Below are 16,341 nucleotides of genomic sequence, written 5' to 3' on the forward strand. Positions count from 1 at the left end.
TCGTGGTGCGGTGGTGCAGTGGTGCGCTCCCCCATCGGCTGTCACCCTCCCACGCGCCACTGACAACTCAGGAGACGGGACACCTCAGGAGACGGGACGCGAGTCCGCCCATACAGACTCGAACTCTTCGCGGTATGTCTGGAAAAGTCCGTTCTCGCTGTCCTGGCCCGCGCGGACCACCGACCGGCCGCCGCCGCGCAGGACCAGCACCGGCGCCTCCATGCCCCTGGCCCGGCGCAGATACGACTGGACGACGGCCAGCCCGTCGGGGCCGTCGCCGTCGACGAGATAGGCGGTGAAGCGGGGCGTCTCGTCGAAGACCTGGATCTCGAAGGCCCCCGGATCGCGCAGCCGGGAGCGGACCCGGCGCATATGGAGGATGTTCATCTCCACCGTGCGGCTCAGCTCGCCCTTCTTCAGGCCGAGTTCGCGCTCGCGTCGCTTGACCGCGCTGCTCGCCGGGTTCAGGAAGACCAGCCGCACCCGGCAGCCCGACTCCGCGAGCCGGACGAGCCTGCGGCCCGAGAAGTTCTGGACCAGGAGGTTCAGGCCTATGCCGATCGCGTCGAGCCGGCGCGCCCCGCCGAACAGGTCCTCCGCCGGAAGCTGACGCTGCAGCCGCACCCGGTCCGGGTGGACCGAGACCACATCGGCGTACCGGTCCCCGACCAGGTCCTCGACCGCGTCGACCGGGAGGCGGTCCGAGGACGGCACCCCCGCGCCGCTGCCCAGTATCTCCAGCAGCCGCGCCGACGCCCGCTCCGCCTGCGCCAGCACGGCCTCGTTGAGCGCGCGGTTGCGCGAGACCACGTTCCGCGCGACCTCCAGCTCGTCCAGCGCGAGCTCCACGTCCCGGCGGTCGTCGAAGTAGGGCTCGAAGCAGGGCCAGTGCTGGACCATCAGCTCCCGCAGCTGCGGGAGGGTGAGGAAGGACAGCACGTTGTCGTCCGCGGGATCGAGCAGATAGCCCTTCCTGCGGGACACCTCGCGCACCGCGACCGCCCGCTGGACCCACTCGTGCCCCGCGGGTCCCGCGGCGGCCACCACCCAGTCGTCGCCGTGGACCGGCTCGTAGATGGGCCGCAGCACCGCGGCCACGACCGCGCGCAGCCGCTGCTCCACGAGGTTCAGCCAAATGTAGGCGCGCCCGGCGCGTTGAGCGCGCGTGCGCACCTCGCTCCAGGCGTCCGCTCCCCAGTCCAGCTCGGCCCCGATCTCCATCGGCCGTGCGAGGGAGACCGCGCCTGGCGGGACCTCGGCGGAGCCCCCCTCGTGACCAGGGTCACCTGGGGGCAGCTCCAGCCCTCCCGAGCTCACCCGCGCACCGCCTTCCCTTCCCCCTTCGAACGATCAAGGAAGAGTACTCCGCGAGCGGGACGCGGTGCAGCCGGATCGACAGGGTCCTTCCTCAACTCCCTTGACCGGTCGACGCCTTCCCGCAGGCGAGATCTGCCGTAGTGAGCCGATTCATAGCGGTTGCGCCCCCGGGCTAGGCCCAGAACCCCATGTTGACCGCGTCGTCCCGCCCTGCCGGACCCCCTCACCCGCGATACTTTCGGGGAGGATCTGGGCCAAGTGCCCCCCAGCACCCGGATCAGAAGTGGAAGAGTCATATCTATGCAGGTCTGGCCGGGACAGGCGTATCCACTCGGCGCCACGTACGACGGCGCCGGGACGAACTTCGCGGTGTACTCCGAAGCCGCCCGACGAATCGAGCTGTGCTTACTCCACGACGACGGCTCGGAGACCGCGGTGGAGCTGCGGGAGACCGACGCCTTCGTACGACACGCGTATCTGCCGGGCGTGATGCCGGGCCAGCGGTACGGATTCAGGGTCCACGGTCCGTACGCGCCGGAGCGCGGGCAGCGCTGCAACTCCGCCAAGCTGCTCCTCGATCCGTACGCGCGTGCGATCAGCGGCGCGGTCGACTGGGGCGAGTCGGTCTACGGGTACCACTTCGGCAGGCCCGACTCGCGCAACGATCTCGACTCCGCGCCGCACACCATGTCGTCCGTCGTGGTCAATCCCTACTTCGACTGGGGAGACGACCGGCCGCCGCGGACCGACTACCACCGGACGGTGATCTACGAGGCCCATGTGAAGGGCCTGACCATGCTCCATCCGGAGCTGCCCCCGGAGCTGCGGGGCACCTACGCCGGGCTCGCTCATCCGGCCGTCCTGTCCCACCTCACCGAACTGGGCGTCACGACGCTCGAGTTGATGCCGGTGCACCAGTTCGTCAACGACCACCGGCTGGTGGACCAGGGGCTGAACAACTACTGGGGCTACAACACCATCGGCTTCTTCGCCCCGCACAACGCCTACGCCTCCTGGGGCGACCGCGGAGAGCAGGTGCTGGAGTTCAAGCAGGCCGTGCGGGCGCTGCACCAGGCGGGCATCGAGGTCATCCTCGACGTGGTCTACAACCACACCGCGGAGGGCAGCCATCTGGGGCCGACGCTCTCCTTCCGGGGGCTGGACAACGCCTCGTACTACCGGCTGGCCGAGGACCGGCGGTACTACACGGACACCACCGGCACCGGGAACTCGCTGCTGATGCGCAGCCCGCACGTCCTTCAGCTGATCATGGACTCGCTGCGGTACTGGGTGACCGAGATGCACGTCGACGGCTTCCGCTTCGACCTGGCGGCCACGCTCGCCCGGCAGTTCCACGAGGTGGACCGGCTCTCCTCGTTCTTCGACCTGGTGCAGCAGGACCCGGTGGTCAGCCAGGTGAAGCTGATCGCCGAGCCGTGGGACGTGGGCGAGGGCGGCTACCAGGTGGGGAACTTCCCGCCGCTGTGGACCGAGTGGAACGGCAAGTACCGCGACTGCGTGCGCGACCTGTGGCGGGGCGAGCCCCGCACGCTCGCCGAGTTCGCCTCGCGGCTGACCGGCTCGTCCGACCTCTACCAGGACGACGGGCGCCGGCCGCTCGCCTCCATCAACTTCGCCACCTGCCACGACGGCTTCACCCTGGCCGACCTGGTCTCGTACAACGACAAGCACAACGAGGACAACGGCGAGGGCAACCGCGACGGCGAGAGCCACAACCGGTCCTGGAACTGCGGCGCCGAGGGCGAGACGAGCGATGCCGAGGTGCGTGACCTGCGGGATCGTCAGATGCGGAACTTCATCGCGACGCTGATGCTCTCGCAGGGCGTGCCGATGCTCAGCCACGGCGACGAGTTCGCGCGGACGCAGGGCGGCAACAACAACGCGTACTGCCAGGACAACGAGATCTCCTGGGTGCGGTGGCCGGATCCCGGCGAGGGCAAGGACGACGACAGCACGCTGCTGGCCTTCACCCGGGCGATGGTGTGGCTGCGCCGCGACCACCCGGTGTTCCGGCGCAGACGCTTCTTCCACGGCCGGCCGGTGGAGGGGACGCACGACGACCTCTCCGACATCGCCTGGTTCACTCCGGAGGGCGAGGAGATGACCCAGCGGGACTGGCAGGCGGCGCACGCGAAGGCGCTCTCCGTCTTCCTGAACGGCAACGCGATCTCGGAGCCCGGGCCGCGCGGCGAGCGGATCTCGGACGACTCCTTCCTGCTGATGTTCAACGCGAGCGCGGAGGATCTGGAGTTCGCGGTTCCGGTGAACCACGGCCGCCAGTGGCAGGTGGTCGTGGACACGGCCCGCAAGGAGGGCATCCCCCCGGGCACGGGCCCGAAGGCGGCGGCCGGGGAACGGGTACGGCTGGTGGGCCGGAGCCTGACGGTACTGCGGCGCCCGGCGTAGGCGGGGGGGCGGGGCGGGATCTTGGCGGGGCGCGGGAGGCGGGTGCGGGGGGCGTCGCCGGGGCGCGGGTGCGGGCGGCGTGGCCGGACGGCGTCACCGGGCGCGGGTCCGGACGGCGTCACCGCGCTGGGGCGAGGCTCGGGGCTGCACGGGCGGGACCTCGGCGAGGCGCGGGAGACGGGTGCGGGCAGCGTCGCCGGGACGCAGGTCCGGACGGCGGCGCCGCACCAGCGCGAGGGCCGCACGGGCGGCACCTCGGCCAGGCGCGGGACGCGGGTGCGGGAAGCGTCCCGGGACGCAAGTCCGGACAGCAGCACCGCACCGGGGCTCCGGGCCGCACGGGCGGCACCTCGGCCAGGCGCGGGACGCAGGGCCGGGCAGTGTCACCGGGCGCAGGTCCGGACGGCGGCGCCGCGCCGGGGTGCGCCCGCGTATCGGCGGCACTCCGCGCGCCCGCGCCACCCGCCGCTCTCCGCGCGCCGGACCGGCTGAATTTCGAGCCCGGCCGGCGCTTGAGGACGCAATCGCGGGTACGTACGTTCGCATGACGCCCACCGCCACCTACCGGCTCCAGCTCCAGCCGGACTTCCCGTTCTCGGCCGCCGCGGAAGCCGCGCCGTACCTCGCCTCGCTCGGCGTCTCGCATCTGCATCTGTCGCCGGTGCTGGAGGCGGTGCCCGGCTCGACGCACGGCTACGACGTCGTCGACCCCACCCGCGTACGGGAGGAGCTGGGCGGCGAGGAGGGTCTGCGGGCACTCGCCCGCACCGCGCGCGAGCACGGTCTCGGCCTCGTCGTGGACATCGTCCCGAACCACATGGCCGCCGTGCCGCGCCATAACCGCGCCCTGTGGGACGTCCTCCGCGAGGGCCCCGGCTCCCGGTACGCCCGCTGGTTCGACATCGACTGGGAGGCGGGCGGCGGCAAGGTCCTGCTGCCGGTGCTCGCGGGCCGGGTGGGGGACGCGCTGAGCACGATGCGCGTCGAGGGGGACGTGCTGCACTACGAGGAGCAGCGCTTCCCGCTGCGCCCCGCCACCGCGCGGCTGCCGCTGCCCGAGCTGCTCGACGCGCAGCACTACCGGCTGGCCTGGTGGCGGCTGGCCCGCACCGAGCTCAACTACCGCCGGTTCTTCACCGTCTCGGATCTGATCGGGGTCCGGGTGGAGGACCCCGAGGTCTTCGCCGCGACCCACGGGAAGATCCTGGAGCTGGTGCGGGACGGGGTGGTGGAGGGTCTGCGGGTGGACCATCCGGACGGGCTCGCCGACCCGGAGGAGTATCTGCGCCGGCTGGAGCAGGAGACGGGGGCCGGGTGCTGGACCGTCGTCGAGAAGATCCTCACCGGGGACGAGCGGCTGCCGGCCGGCTGGCCGGTGGCCGGCACGACGGGGTACGACGCGCTGCGCCGCCTCGACGGCCTGTTCACCGATCCGGCGGGGGCGGCCGAACTGCTGGACCACTACCGGGAGTTCGCCGGTCCTTCGGGGGACCGCGGGGGCTACTGGGAGTCGACGGTGCGCCGCGCCGCGTACAAGGTGGTCACGCATGAGCTGGCCGCCGAGACCGCCGCGCTCGCCCGCCTCGCGCAGCGGGTCTGCGCCGCGGACCCCGCGCTGCGCGACCACGCGCCGTGGGCGCTGCGGGCGGCGGTGCGGGAGCTGCTGGTGCGGGTCCCGGTGTACCGCCCCTACCGCGTCGGCGGCGAGGCCGCGCTGCCCGAGGAGGCGGCGACGGCGGCGAAGCGGACCTTCGCGGTCGCGGAGGAGGCGAGGGCCGTCGACGTGGTGCGGGACCTGGCGCTCGGGCGGCTCGGGGACGGGCCGGAGCAGCGGGGCTTCCGGGCGCGCTTCGCCCAGACATCGTCCGCGCTGCGCGCGAAGTCCGTCGAGGACACGGCGTTCTACCGGTACGCGCCGCTGATCTCGGCGAACGAGGTGGGCGGGGACCCGGGCAGCCCGGCGGTGGCGCCCGAGGAGTTCCACGCGTACTGCGCCCGGCTGGCCCGCGACTGGCCGGCCACCGGCACGGTGCTGTCCACGCACGACACCAAGCGGAGCGCGGACGTGCGGGCCAGGATCGCGGTGCTGTCGGAATGCCCGCGGTGGTGGGCGGAGTTCCTGGACCGCGTCACCGAGGAGGCGGGACGGCTGGAGGGCGGGCGCGCCCCCGATCCGCATCTGGCGTGGACGGCGTGGCAGACGGCCGTCGGCTTCGGGCTCCCGAACGCCGACAGGCTGGCGGGCGCGCTGCTGAAGGGCGCGCGGGAGGCCGGGCTGCACACGACCTGGACGGAGCCGGATCCGGCGTACGAGGGGGCGCTGGCGGCGTTCGTGGAGGCGGGCCCGGCGGGGCCGCCGCTGTACTCGGTGGCGGTCTTCGCCCGGAAGCTCGATCCCTATGTGCGGGCCAATGCGCTGGGCGCGGCGCTGGCCCAGCTGACGATGCCGGGGGTGCCGGACGTGTACCAGGGCGCGGAGCGCGAGTACGCGGCTCTGGTGGACCCGGACAACCGGGGGCCGTTCCGGCGGCCGGCGCCCGACGAGAAGACGGCGGTGACGCAGGCGGCGCTGCGGCTGCGCCGGGAGCGCCCGGAGGTCTTCGGCGAGTCGGGGACGTACGAGCCGCTCGCCGCGGACGGCCCGGCGGCGGAGCACTGCGTGGCCTTCTGCCGCTCGGGCGAGGTCGTCACGGCCGTCACCCGGCTCTCGCTGCGGCTGGAGCAGGCGGGCGGCTGGGCGGGGACGGAGCTGACGCTGCCGCAGGGGCGGTGGACGGATCTGCTCGCTCCGGAGCGGGAGTTCGCGTCGGGGCCGGTGGCGCTGGCGGAGCTGTTCGCCGAGCGGCCGGTGGCGCTGCTCAGCCGCGCGGACGTACGAGAAGTGTCTGCGGGGAGCGCGTGAGCAGCCCGGTCGCGACCGGGCGGAAGCCGGGGGCCCAGCGCAGCCGCGGCATCGCGTCGAGCAGCGCCCGCAGCCCGAGCTCGGCCTCCAGCGCGGCCAACTGCACCGCGGGGCAGTCGCCGGGCCCGAAGGCGAGCTGACCGGTGTCCACGCGCAGCGGGTCGAACCGGTCCGGCTCCCTGAACCGATCGGGGTCGTGCCCGGCCGCGCCGATCAGACAGGCCACGGCCGCGCCCGCGGGTATGGTCCCGCCGCTGACGGGCGCCTCGGCGGCGGGAGCGGGTACGACTCGCGCAGCCGCTGGTACAGGGGGTATGGGTCCCGCACGGCGAGCAGGCGCGGGGGGGGGCGGCGGCGAAGGGGTGGTGCGGGCGCGTGGACGGCAGGCCGGGCGTGAGGTCGGGCTCGGAGCCGGACCCGGCGGCGGGCTCGGGCTCGGGGTCCGGGTGCGCGAGCAGCGGCTCGGGGGCGGCGGCCGGGAGGCGGTGCGGGGGCGTGGACAGCACGCCGGGCGTCGAGGACGGGCGGTCGGGCCCGGCGGCAGACTCGGGGTCGGGGTCGGGGTGCGCGGGCATCGGGGGTCCGGCTTCTTGGGGTGCTGGTTCCCTCGGCGGATCACCGCCCCGCTCGCCGCGCAGTCCCCCGTGCGCCGTACGGTGACACGACGTCAGCGGAGCCGACCACGCCTTGGGCGCGGCCGGCTCCGCTGCGGCGGCCCGGCGGTGTCAGCCGGCGTCGGCCATCCGGTGGTCGGCCCCGGTCGCGAGCGCGCCGGGGGCCTGCCGGCCCGCCGTGCCCGGTCCGTCAGGACCGCCGGGCTTCACCGGCCACCACGCCCGCTCGCCGAGCAGCGCCAGCGCCGCGGGCAGGATCAGGGCCCGCAGCACCACGGCGTCGAAGAGCACCGCCACCGTCAGTCCCACCGCGATCTGCTTCATCTCGATACGGTCGATGAACAGGAAGCTGGCGAAGACCGACACCATGATCACTGCCGCGCTGGTGACGACGCTCGCGGAGCCCGCGATCCCGTCCACCACCGCCTGCCGGGTCGACGTGCCGCGACGCACGGCTTCTCTGATCCGGCTGACCACGAAGATCTGGTAGTCGGTGGAGAGTCCGACGAGGATCGCGAAGACCATCAGGGGCGTGCGCGAGCCGACGAAGCCGAGCGATTCGAACCCGAGCAGCCCCTCCGCCCAGGTCCTCTGGAAGACCAGGGTGAGCACGCCCCAGGAGACCAGCGCCGCGGCCAGGTTGAGCAGGACGCCGAGCCCCGCGAGGACCAGCGAGCGGAAGGCCGCGTACATGATGACGAGAGTCGCCAGCGAACCGAAGCCGATCACCCAGAGCAGCCTGCTCTCCTGGTGCGCGGCGTAGTCCGCCCCCGCGGCGATCTCGCCGCTGACGGCGACCTCCGCGCCGGCTGTCCGCCCGACCGAGGCGGGGATCGCCTCGTCGCGCAGCTTGGCGAGGGAGCGGGCGGCCTCGTCGGAGTTCTGTGCGTACGGGACGGCCAGCCGCAGCAGCCCGGTCGTGCCGTCCTGGGAGACGCTGATCCGCGGCGGACGGTCCTGTGCGAAGAGCGGGTCGCCCTTGGTGCGTTCGGCGAGCCGGCCCAGTGCGGCCGCGGGGTCGTCGGCCTTCAGCAGGACCAGGTGCGCGGGGCCCTCCGACGGGTACGCCTCGGTCAGCCGGTCGTACGCGGCGACGGCGGCCACGCTGTCGGGGAACGTCTCCTTGCCCTCCGTCCCCAGGGTCATCTCGACGGCGGGCAGCGCGAGCGCGGCGGTCGCGGCGACGCCCAGGACGAGGGTGGCGAGCGGGCGGCGCATGACGGGCCGGAGCATGGCGCTCCACATCCGGCTCTGCGCCGGGCCCGGGCCCTGGTGGCCAGCCCTGCGGCGAGACGCTCTGCGGCCGTCCATCCGGGGGCCCAGCTTGGCGAGCAGCGCGGGCAGCACGGTCAGCGATCCCACCACCGCGACCAGCGTGACCAGGATCGCGCCGGTGGCGATGGAGGAGAAGATCACGTCCTCCATGAGGTAGAGACCGCCGAGGGCGAGCGCCACGGCGAGCCCGGAGTCGACGATCGCCCGGCCGGAGGTGGCCGCGGCGACCTCGACGGCGGCGGCGTGGCTGAGCGTTCCCCCGCTGCGCTCGCGCTCCTCGCGGGCGCGCTTGAGGTAGAAGAGCGAGTAGTCGACGCCGACGGCCATGCCCAGCATGAAGATCGCGCTGAGCGCGGCGCCGCCCGCGTCGGGGAAGACCCAGGACGCCAGCCCGTACAGCCCGACCGCGCCGGCGAACGCGGAGAGCGCGAGGAGCACCGGGATGCCCGCGGCGAGCACCGCGCCGAACACGACGAAGAGGATGACGAAGGTGACCGGGAGGCTGATCAGCTCGGTCCGCTGGAGGTCTTGGCCCTGTTTGTCGTTGACTCCGTTGGAGATGGACGCGCTGCCGGTCTGCTCGATCCGCAGATCCTGGTGCGCGCCGCGGACGGCCTCGGTCTGCTGGAGCAGCGCGTCGACGTCCTTCTTGGCGGTCTCCCGGTCGCCGCGCAGGGTGACGGCGACCATGACCGCCTGCCCGTCGCCCGACCGCCGCGGGCTCGCGACGTCGACGACGGAGGGCAGTCGCTCCATGCGCCGGCCGACCTCGCGCGCCGCGGCGTCGGCGGCCGAGGTGTCGAGCCTGCCGCGGGGCGCGGTGATGAGGATCTGCTCGACGGGGGCGGGGGTGAGCCCGCTGTGAGCGGCCATGGCCTCGGCGCGGCCCGCCTCGCCGACCCAGAAGTCCTCGAACTTCCCCTTGTTGGTGCCGGCGGCGGCGCCGGCGCCGATGCAGAGGGCGAGGAACACGAGCCAGCCCGCCACCGCCCGCCATGGATGACGGGCGCACCAACGCGCCGTGCGGACGGTGATCGGAACTCTGCCCGGCATGCGGGCACCTCCCCCTGGGAAAACTGATCGTCTCGATGTGCGATCAGCGTCGCGTCAGGGGTGTGCCCAGGTCACTGGTGAGGGCAGGCGTATGGCACGGGGGCTATCCCCACCCCGCTCGAAGAGCGGTCGGCAGGGCGGCCGACGGCTGAGGCGGGTCGGCCGACGGCGGGACGGACGCTCGACGCCGGGCGGTCAGCGGTCAGCGGTCAGCGGTCAGCGGGCGGTGAGGCGGAAGCTCATATGGCCGAAGCCCACCATGTCCCCGTCGTGCACGACGACCGAGCCGGTGACGCGCCGGCCGTTGACCGTGGTGCCGTTGGTCGAGCCGAGGTCGCGCAGTATCCACAGGCTGCCCTGCCGGCTCAGCTCGGCGTGCAGACGCGAGACCGTGTCATGGCTGAGCCGCAGCCCGTTCGCGGGGTCGCGGCCGATCCGCAGGGGGTAGGGAGAGGCGGGCTCGGGGAGCAGCAGCGGCGGCAGCCGCTCGGCCTGCCAGGCCCTGCGCAGCCGTACGGAGAACGCGGAGATCCTGCCCACCGCCGCGTACAGCCGCTGCGACCAGCGGCTCTCCGTCTCGAGGTCCGCGGTGAGCGCCTTCAGCTCCTCGGACTTGCGGGCGTGCAGGGCCAGTTCCATCCGGTGCACGAAGGTGTCGTGCGAGAGCTTGCCCTGGGCCACGCCTTCCCTGAGCACACCGAGGACACGGTCGCGCTCGGCATCGGAGAGCCGGGCGGGATACGTGTTGAACTCGAAGGACGACGTCACATTCGAGATTGTCGGGCCGAAGGGGTCGGGTGTCCAGACGAGCGGGCTCGGGGCCGCTCGGAACGAGGGGTGCTGACCTGCACGGAAGAGCAGATTCCGGCTGGCTGGGGGCGAGTTGGGCGAGCGGTCCGAGAATAACCGCTGGACTTCCCCGCACCCCCTCGTCTAGCTTGATCACGACGCCGAACAACGACGGAAGGAGGCGAGTGCCGTGCAGATCACGCCGTTCCCGCGCTCCCGCCCCGTCCACCGCGTCGCCGTCTGACCGGGAGCGCTTCGCCAGCACATCTCTTTCCCGGAGGACTCCCTCTCATGACCGAACTGGTCATTCGCGCGCTCACCGAGAGCGACGCCCATCTCTTCGACACCCTGCCCGACCCCCTCGGCCTCGGCCGCGCGCTGGCAGACGCCGCGCACCGGCCCGACTGGAAGCGGGTCGCGCTGCGCGACGGCAAGGTCGTCGCACGGGCCGCCTGGTGGGGCGGGCCCGACGACGAGTCGCCCATCAACGTCAACTGGTTCGACATCGCCGAAGGCGAGGAGGAGGCGGGCGCCGAGCTGCTGCGCACCTCCCCGTTCCAGGTCGAGTACGTCCTGATCCTGCCCGCCGACTGGCGTGCGGACCCGCTCGCCCTCGCCGCCGGCGAGGCAAGGATCCGGGCCGCCTCCGCGGCCGGGATGTCGGTGCTGGTGGAGCGCTACCAGTACCGGTGGACGCCCGAGTGCGGGCTGCCCGAGCGGCCCGGACGGCTGGAGTTCAGGCCGGAGCCCGACGACGCGGTCGTCCTGGACGTGCTGCGCCGCGTCCACTCGGCCACCCTCGACGCGCACGCGCTGCGCGCCATCGCCGAAGGCGGCCTGGACCAGGCCGCCCAGGAGGAGCTGGACTTCTTCCACTGGTGCCCCTCGCCGCGCGAGTGGTGGCAGCTGGCGTACGACCGCGAGGGCGAGCTGGTCGGCATCCAGGTCCCGGCGCGCAATCCGGCGGGGCCGTGCGTCGGCTTCATCGGCGTCGTGCCGGAGCAGCGCGGCAAGGGCTACGCCTACGACCTGCTGGTCGAGTGCACCCGTTTCCTGGCCGAGCAGGGCGCCGAGTTCATCGCGGGCGCGACCGACCAGAGCAATCTGCCGATGGCCGCGCACTTCGCCAAAGCGGGCCATCCCATCGTCCAGGAGCGGATCAACTTCCTCCCGGACTCCGCCTCCGCTCCCGGGCATTGAGTGAGCGCGGGGGTGTCCGTAGGCTCCGGACACCCCCGCGCCCCCCGCGCTGACCGAGCCGACGGCGAGCCGCCCCATGACGACGGAAGAGCCGCACGCCGAGCCGCGGGAGCGCGTCGGCGCCGCCTGGATATCGGGTCTCGTCCTGGTCGACCTCGGCCTGTACATGGCCTTCCTCACCCCCATCCAGGTGCTCCTCGCCCAGCAGATCGAGGCGATCGACCCCGCGGGCAAGGACGTCGCGCTCGGCTGGGCGACCGGCGTCGGGGCGCTGATCGCCGTCGTCGCCAATCCGCTGGCGGGTGCGCTGTCGGACCGTACGGGCAGCCGCTTCGGCCGCCGTCGCCCCTGGATCGCGGGCGGGGCGGCGGTCGGAGCGGCCGGGCTCGCCGTGACGGCCGCGCAGACCACGGTGGTGGGGGTGGCCCTCGGCTGGTGTCTGGCGCAGCTCGGGCTGAACGCGATGCTCGCGGGGGCCAACGCCGTCGTCCCCGACCGGGTTCCGGTGGAGCAGCGCGCCGCGGTCTCCGGGTTCGTCGGGATACCGCAGACGCTGGGGCTGGTGGTCGGGGCGCTGCTGGTGACCATGGTGGCGACCGGGACGTCGGCGGGCTATCTGCTGCTTGCCGCGGCGACCGTGCTCTGCGCGCTGCCGTTCGTCCTGCTGACACGCGAGCCCCACGTGCCCCAGGCGCCGCGCGCGGCGCGGGCGCCGGTGCGGGCGAAGGACTTCTGGGTGAGCCCGAGGGCGTATCCGGACTTCGGCTGGGCGTGGCTGACCCGCTTCCTGGTGATGCTCGGCAACGCGATGGGGACGCTGTATCTCCTGTACTTCCTCAAGGACGCGGTGCACTACGCCGATCCGGACGAGGGCGTGCTGATCCTGACCCTGCTCTACACGGCGGGCGTGGTGGTCACGGCGGTCGCGGGCGGGATGGTCTCCGACCGGTGGGGGCGGCGCAGGGCGCTGGTGTCGGTGAGCTCTGCGGTGATGGCGGCGGCGTCGCTGCTGCTGACGTTCTGGCACACCTGGGCGGTGGCGATGGGCGCGGCCGCGCTGCTCGGGCTCGGCTTCGGCGTGTACATCGCCGTCGACCAGGCGCTGATCACCCAGGTGCTGCCGCGCGCGGGCGACCGGGCCAAGGACCTCGGCGTGATCAACATCGCCAACTCGGCCCCGCAGGTGCTCGGACCGGCGCTGGCCGCGCCGGTCGTCGCGTACGCGGGGGGATACGCCGGGCTGTATCTGACCGCGACGGCCGTCACCCTGCTGGGCGGCGTGCTGGTGTGGAGGATCCGCTCAGTTCCGTGACCGCCGGTAGGACGTGTGGGCGGACTTCTGGGCGGCGATCGCGTCCCGGTACCAGCCGTACGACGCCTTCGGCGTGCGCTCCAGCGTCGCGTAGTCGACGTGGACCAGCCCGAACCGCTGGGCGGCGCCCTCGACCCACTCGATGTTGTCGGTCAGCGACCAGGTGAAGTAGCCGCGCACGTCGACCCCCGCCTGGATCGCCTGGTGCAGCGAGCGCAGATGGGCGTCGAGGAAGGCGATCCGGCGCCGGTCGTCGAGGCCGTCGTACGAGCAGCCGTTCTCGGTGATGTAGACGGGCGGCAGCCGCTCCCCGAACCGGTCCTTCAGCAGTATCAGCATCTCGCGCAGCCCGTCGGGCGCCACCGGCCAGCCGAAGTCGGTGCGGTCCTCGCTCTCGATCTCCCGCAGGCCGAAGGGGAGTTCGGCGGGCATGCCGACGCCCGCGAAGGATCCGAGGGCGTCCTGGGCGGGCGCGCCGACGAGCATCGGGTGGTAGTAGTTCACGCCGTACCAGTCGATCGGCTCGCTGATCACGGCGAGGTCCTCGGCGACCGGCCCGGGCATCAGGGCGGCGAAGTTCTCGTCGGGGTAGCGGCCGGCGAGGATCGGGTCGGCGAACATCCAGTTGGTGACCGTGTCGTAGAGCTCCGCGCCGAAGCGGTCCTCCTCGCTCGTTCCGGCGGTCCGCACCGGCGAGTGCGAGACGGCGAGCCCGATGTTCCCCGCGCCCGCGGCGCGCAGCGCCTGGACGGCGAGGCCGTGGGCGAGCAGCTGGTGGTGGGCGGCGGGCAGCGCGTCGAACAGGAGCTGCTTCCCCGGCGCGTGCTCGCCCAGCGCGTAGCCGAGCAGGGTGACCTCGGCGGGCTCGTTGACGGTGATCCACATCGGGACGCGGTCGGCGAGCCGCCCGGCGACCAGCGAGGCGTACTCGGCGAAGCGGGCCGCCGTGTCCCGGTTGAGCCAGCCGCCCGCCTCCTCCAGCGGGAGCGGGGTGTCCCAGTGGTAGAGGGTGGGGGCGGGCGTGACGCCGTGGGCGCACAGCTCGTCGACGAGCCGGTCGTAGAAGTCGAGGCCGGCGGGGTTGACGGGGCCGCTGCCGCCGGGGACGACGCGCGGCCAGCTGACGGAGAACCGGAAGGCGTCCGCTCCGAGGCCGGCGAGTAGGGCGACGTCCTCACGGTAGCGGGCGTAAAAGCCCGTGCCGCGCGAGGCGTCCGCGCCGTCCTTGATCCGGCCCTGGGCCGCGAAGGCGTCCCAGCCCGAGGGCCCCTTGCCCTCGGCGTCGGCGGCGCCCTCGGTCTGGAAGGCGGAGGCGGAGGCGCCCCACAGGAATCCGGGCGGGAAGGCGGGCAGCGGCGACAGCGGCGGCTTCGTCATGGCCCGTGACCTTAATGGCGGCAAGGAGGCCGCCTCTAGACCCGGATCTTGCCAGGATGGAACCCGGCACCGAGCAACGAGGAACGCGTCAGGGTTTCAGGGACGACGGCATCGAGGACGAGGGGACCGCCAGTGCTGTTCGAGGTGTGGGCGCCGAATGCAGGAACCGCATATGACACAGGGACCCCAGAGAGCACCGAGACCGCAGAGAACATCGAGACCGTACAGAACGCAGTCACGCTCTGGCTCGACGGTTCGGAGCTCGCCATGGAGCCCGCGGAGGGGCGTCCGGGCTGGTGGAGCGTGGCGGCGGAGGCAGGCGACGGCGCGCGGTACGGCTTCCGGCTGAACGGCGGCCCCCTGCGGCCCGATCCGCGCTCGCGCCGCCAGCCGGACGGACCGGACGGCCCCAGCGCGGTGGTCGACGCGCAGGCGTACGCGTGGCGGCACGACTGGGCGGGCCGGGGGCTGGGCGGCTCAGCGGTCCTGTACGAGCTGCACATCGGTACGTATACCCCCGAGGGCACGCTCGACGCGGCGGTCGAACACCTCGGCGAGCTGGCCGAGTTGGGGATCACGCACATCGAGCTGATGCCGCTCTGCCCCTTCCCCGGGGTGCACGGATGGGGCTACGAAGGCGTGTCGCTCTGGGCGGTGCACGAGCCGTACGGCGGCCCCGCGGCACTGCGGCGGTTCGTCGACGCGGCGCACGGCCATGGGCTCGGCGTGGTGCTGGACGTGGTCCACAACCACCTCGGCCCGTCCGGAAACCATCTGCCCGCCTTCGGCCCGTACTTCACCGACGCCCACCACACGCCCTGGGGCTCGGCCGTCAACCTCGACGCGGCGGGCTCGGACGAGGTCCGCGCGTATCTGCTCGGCAGCGCGCTGGCCTGGCTGCACGACTTCCGGCTGGACGGCTTGCGCCTGGACGCGGTGCACGCGCTCGCGGACACCCGGGCGCTGACGTTCCTTGAGGAGCTCGCGACCGCCGTCGACGAGCTCTCCGGGGAGGTCGGCCGGCCGCTGTTCCTGATCGCCGAGTCGGATCTGGGCGACCCGCGGACCACCCGGCCGCGCGCGGAGGGCGGCCTCGGTCTGCACGCCCAGTGGAACGACGACTTCCACCACGCGCTGCACACCGCGCTGACCGGCGAGTCGCAGGGGTACTACGCCGACTTCGCCGCCGCTCCCCTGGCGGCCGTCGCCAAGACCGTCACGCACGGGTTCTTCCACGACGGCACGTACTCCAGCTTCCGCGGCCGTACGCACGGCCGCCCCGTCGACGTGACCGCCACGCCCGCGCACCGCTTCCTCGGCTACGCCCAGACCCACGACCAGATCGGCAACCGGGCGCTCGGCGACCGGCTCTCGGCGACCGGCTCCCCCGGCCTGCTGGCGTGCGCGGCGGCGCTGGTGCTGACCGGGCCGTTCACGCCGATGCTCTTCATGGGCGAGGAGTGGGGCGCGCGGACGCCCTGGCAGTTCTTCACCGACCACACCGACCCCGAGCTCGCCGAGGCGGTGCGCAACGGCAGACGGCGGGAGTTCGCGGCGCACGGCTGGGCGGAGGAGGAGATCCCCGACCCGCAGGACCCCCAGACCCGGCGACGCTCCTGTCTGGACCGGTCCGAGCGGGAGCGGGAGCCGCACGCCCGGCTGCTGGCCTGGTACCGCGAGCTGATCGCCCTGCGCCGTACGCAGCCCGACCTGTCCGACCCGGATCTGGCGTCGGTGAAGGTCGCGTACGACGAGCAGGCGCGCTGGCTGGCCTACCGCAGGGGCGACCTGCGGATCGCGGTCAACCTCGCGAAGGAGGACGCGGAGATCCCGCTGGGCGGCGGGGGGCGGGTGCTGGCGTCGTGGGCGGGGGTGGAGGCGCCGGGGGCGGACGGGGTGCTGAGGCTGGGGGCGGAGGGGGTGGTGATCTTGACAGATGCGTGAGGTGAGGGGGTGGGGTGGGGCGTGGGTGCGGGTTTCCCGGGGGGGGCGGGCCCCGCCCCCCCGGGCCCGCACCCCCCGCGGGGGGGGGGGGGGGGGGCGGCGCCCGCCCCCCCCCCCCCCACCACCCCCCC

General features: G+C 73.4%; 10 protein-coding genes. 5 read left to right on the forward strand and 5 right to left on the reverse strand.

Annotated features, from left to right (window positions below; translation table 11 throughout):
* Positions 1 to 84 precede the first annotated feature (84 nt).
* On the reverse strand, positions 85 to 1,317 hold the full coding sequence (locus tag AB0M39_RS15305; protein WP_365364266.1) for an SAV2148 family HEPN domain-containing protein: 1,233 nt from the start codon (positions 1,315 to 1,317) through the stop codon (positions 85 to 87).
* A gap of 300 nt (positions 1,318 to 1,617) precedes the next feature.
* On the opposite strand from AB0M39_RS15305, the gene glgX reads away from it, so the two are divergent.
* Positions 1,618 to 3,744, forward strand: coding sequence for a glycogen debranching protein GlgX (gene glgX / locus AB0M39_RS15310; RefSeq protein ID WP_365364268.1), 2,127 nt, complete (start codon positions 1,618 to 1,620; stop codon positions 3,742 to 3,744).
* A 544-nt stretch (positions 3,745 to 4,288) separates the two neighbouring features.
* Positions 4,289 to 6,646 (forward strand): malto-oligosyltrehalose synthase, encoded by a 2,358-nt coding sequence (gene treY / locus AB0M39_RS15315; protein ID WP_365364270.1) that lies wholly within the window; start codon positions 4,289 to 4,291, stop codon positions 6,644 to 6,646.
* Here the strand turns inward: treY and AB0M39_RS15320 are convergent.
* The 3 genes from AB0M39_RS15320 to AB0M39_RS15330 form a co-directional block, all read right to left on the reverse strand.
* Positions 6,603 to 7,265 (reverse strand): cytochrome P450, encoded by a 663-nt coding sequence (locus AB0M39_RS15320; RefSeq protein WP_365364272.1) that lies wholly within the window; start codon positions 7,263 to 7,265, stop codon positions 6,603 to 6,605. The genes treY and AB0M39_RS15320 overlap by 44 nt on opposite strands.
* Before the next feature lie 106 nt (positions 7,266 to 7,371).
* Complete coding sequence (locus tag AB0M39_RS15325) at positions 7,372 to 9,588, reverse strand: MMPL family transporter (protein ID WP_365364274.1); 2,217 nt, start codon at positions 9,586 to 9,588, stop codon at positions 7,372 to 7,374.
* Between the two features lie 216 nt (positions 9,589 to 9,804).
* The gene (locus AB0M39_RS15330) at positions 9,805 to 10,356 is read right to left on the reverse strand and encodes a DUF1707 and FHA domain-containing protein (protein ID WP_365364276.1); all 552 of its coding nucleotides are present in this window, start codon (positions 10,354 to 10,356) and stop codon (positions 9,805 to 9,807) included.
* A gap of 312 nt (positions 10,357 to 10,668) precedes the next feature.
* Here AB0M39_RS15330 and AB0M39_RS15335 point away from each other — a divergent pair, with 312 nt between their 5' ends.
* Together AB0M39_RS15335 and AB0M39_RS15340 are read left to right on the forward strand one after the other, a co-directional pair.
* The gene (locus tag AB0M39_RS15335) at positions 10,669 to 11,577 is read left to right on the forward strand and encodes a GNAT family N-acetyltransferase (protein ID WP_365364278.1); all 909 of its coding nucleotides are present in this window, start codon (positions 10,669 to 10,671) and stop codon (positions 11,575 to 11,577) included.
* Between the two features lie 76 nt (positions 11,578 to 11,653).
* Entirely contained in the window at positions 11,654 to 12,889 is a 1,236-nt protein-coding gene (locus AB0M39_RS15340) for an MFS transporter (RefSeq protein ID WP_365364280.1), read from the forward strand.
* Here AB0M39_RS15340 and AB0M39_RS15345 read toward each other — a convergent pair.
* Positions 12,878 to 14,266, reverse strand: coding sequence for a GH1 family beta-glucosidase (locus tag AB0M39_RS15345; protein WP_365364282.1), 1,389 nt, complete (start codon positions 14,264 to 14,266; stop codon positions 12,878 to 12,880). The two genes, AB0M39_RS15340 and AB0M39_RS15345, sit on opposite strands and share 12 nt — an antisense overlap.
* Positions 14,267 to 14,533: 267 nt before the next feature.
* Here AB0M39_RS15345 and treZ point away from each other — a divergent pair, with 267 nt between their 5' ends.
* Positions 14,534 to 16,210, forward strand: coding sequence for a malto-oligosyltrehalose trehalohydrolase (gene treZ / locus AB0M39_RS15350; protein ID WP_365364284.1), 1,677 nt, complete (start codon positions 14,534 to 14,536; stop codon positions 16,208 to 16,210).
* Positions 16,211 to 16,341 lie beyond the last annotated feature (131 nt).

This window comes from Streptomyces sp. NPDC051907 (genome assembly GCF_040681075.1).
In the GTDB taxonomy this organism is placed as follows: domain Bacteria; phylum Actinomycetota; class Actinomycetes; order Streptomycetales; family Streptomycetaceae; genus Streptomyces.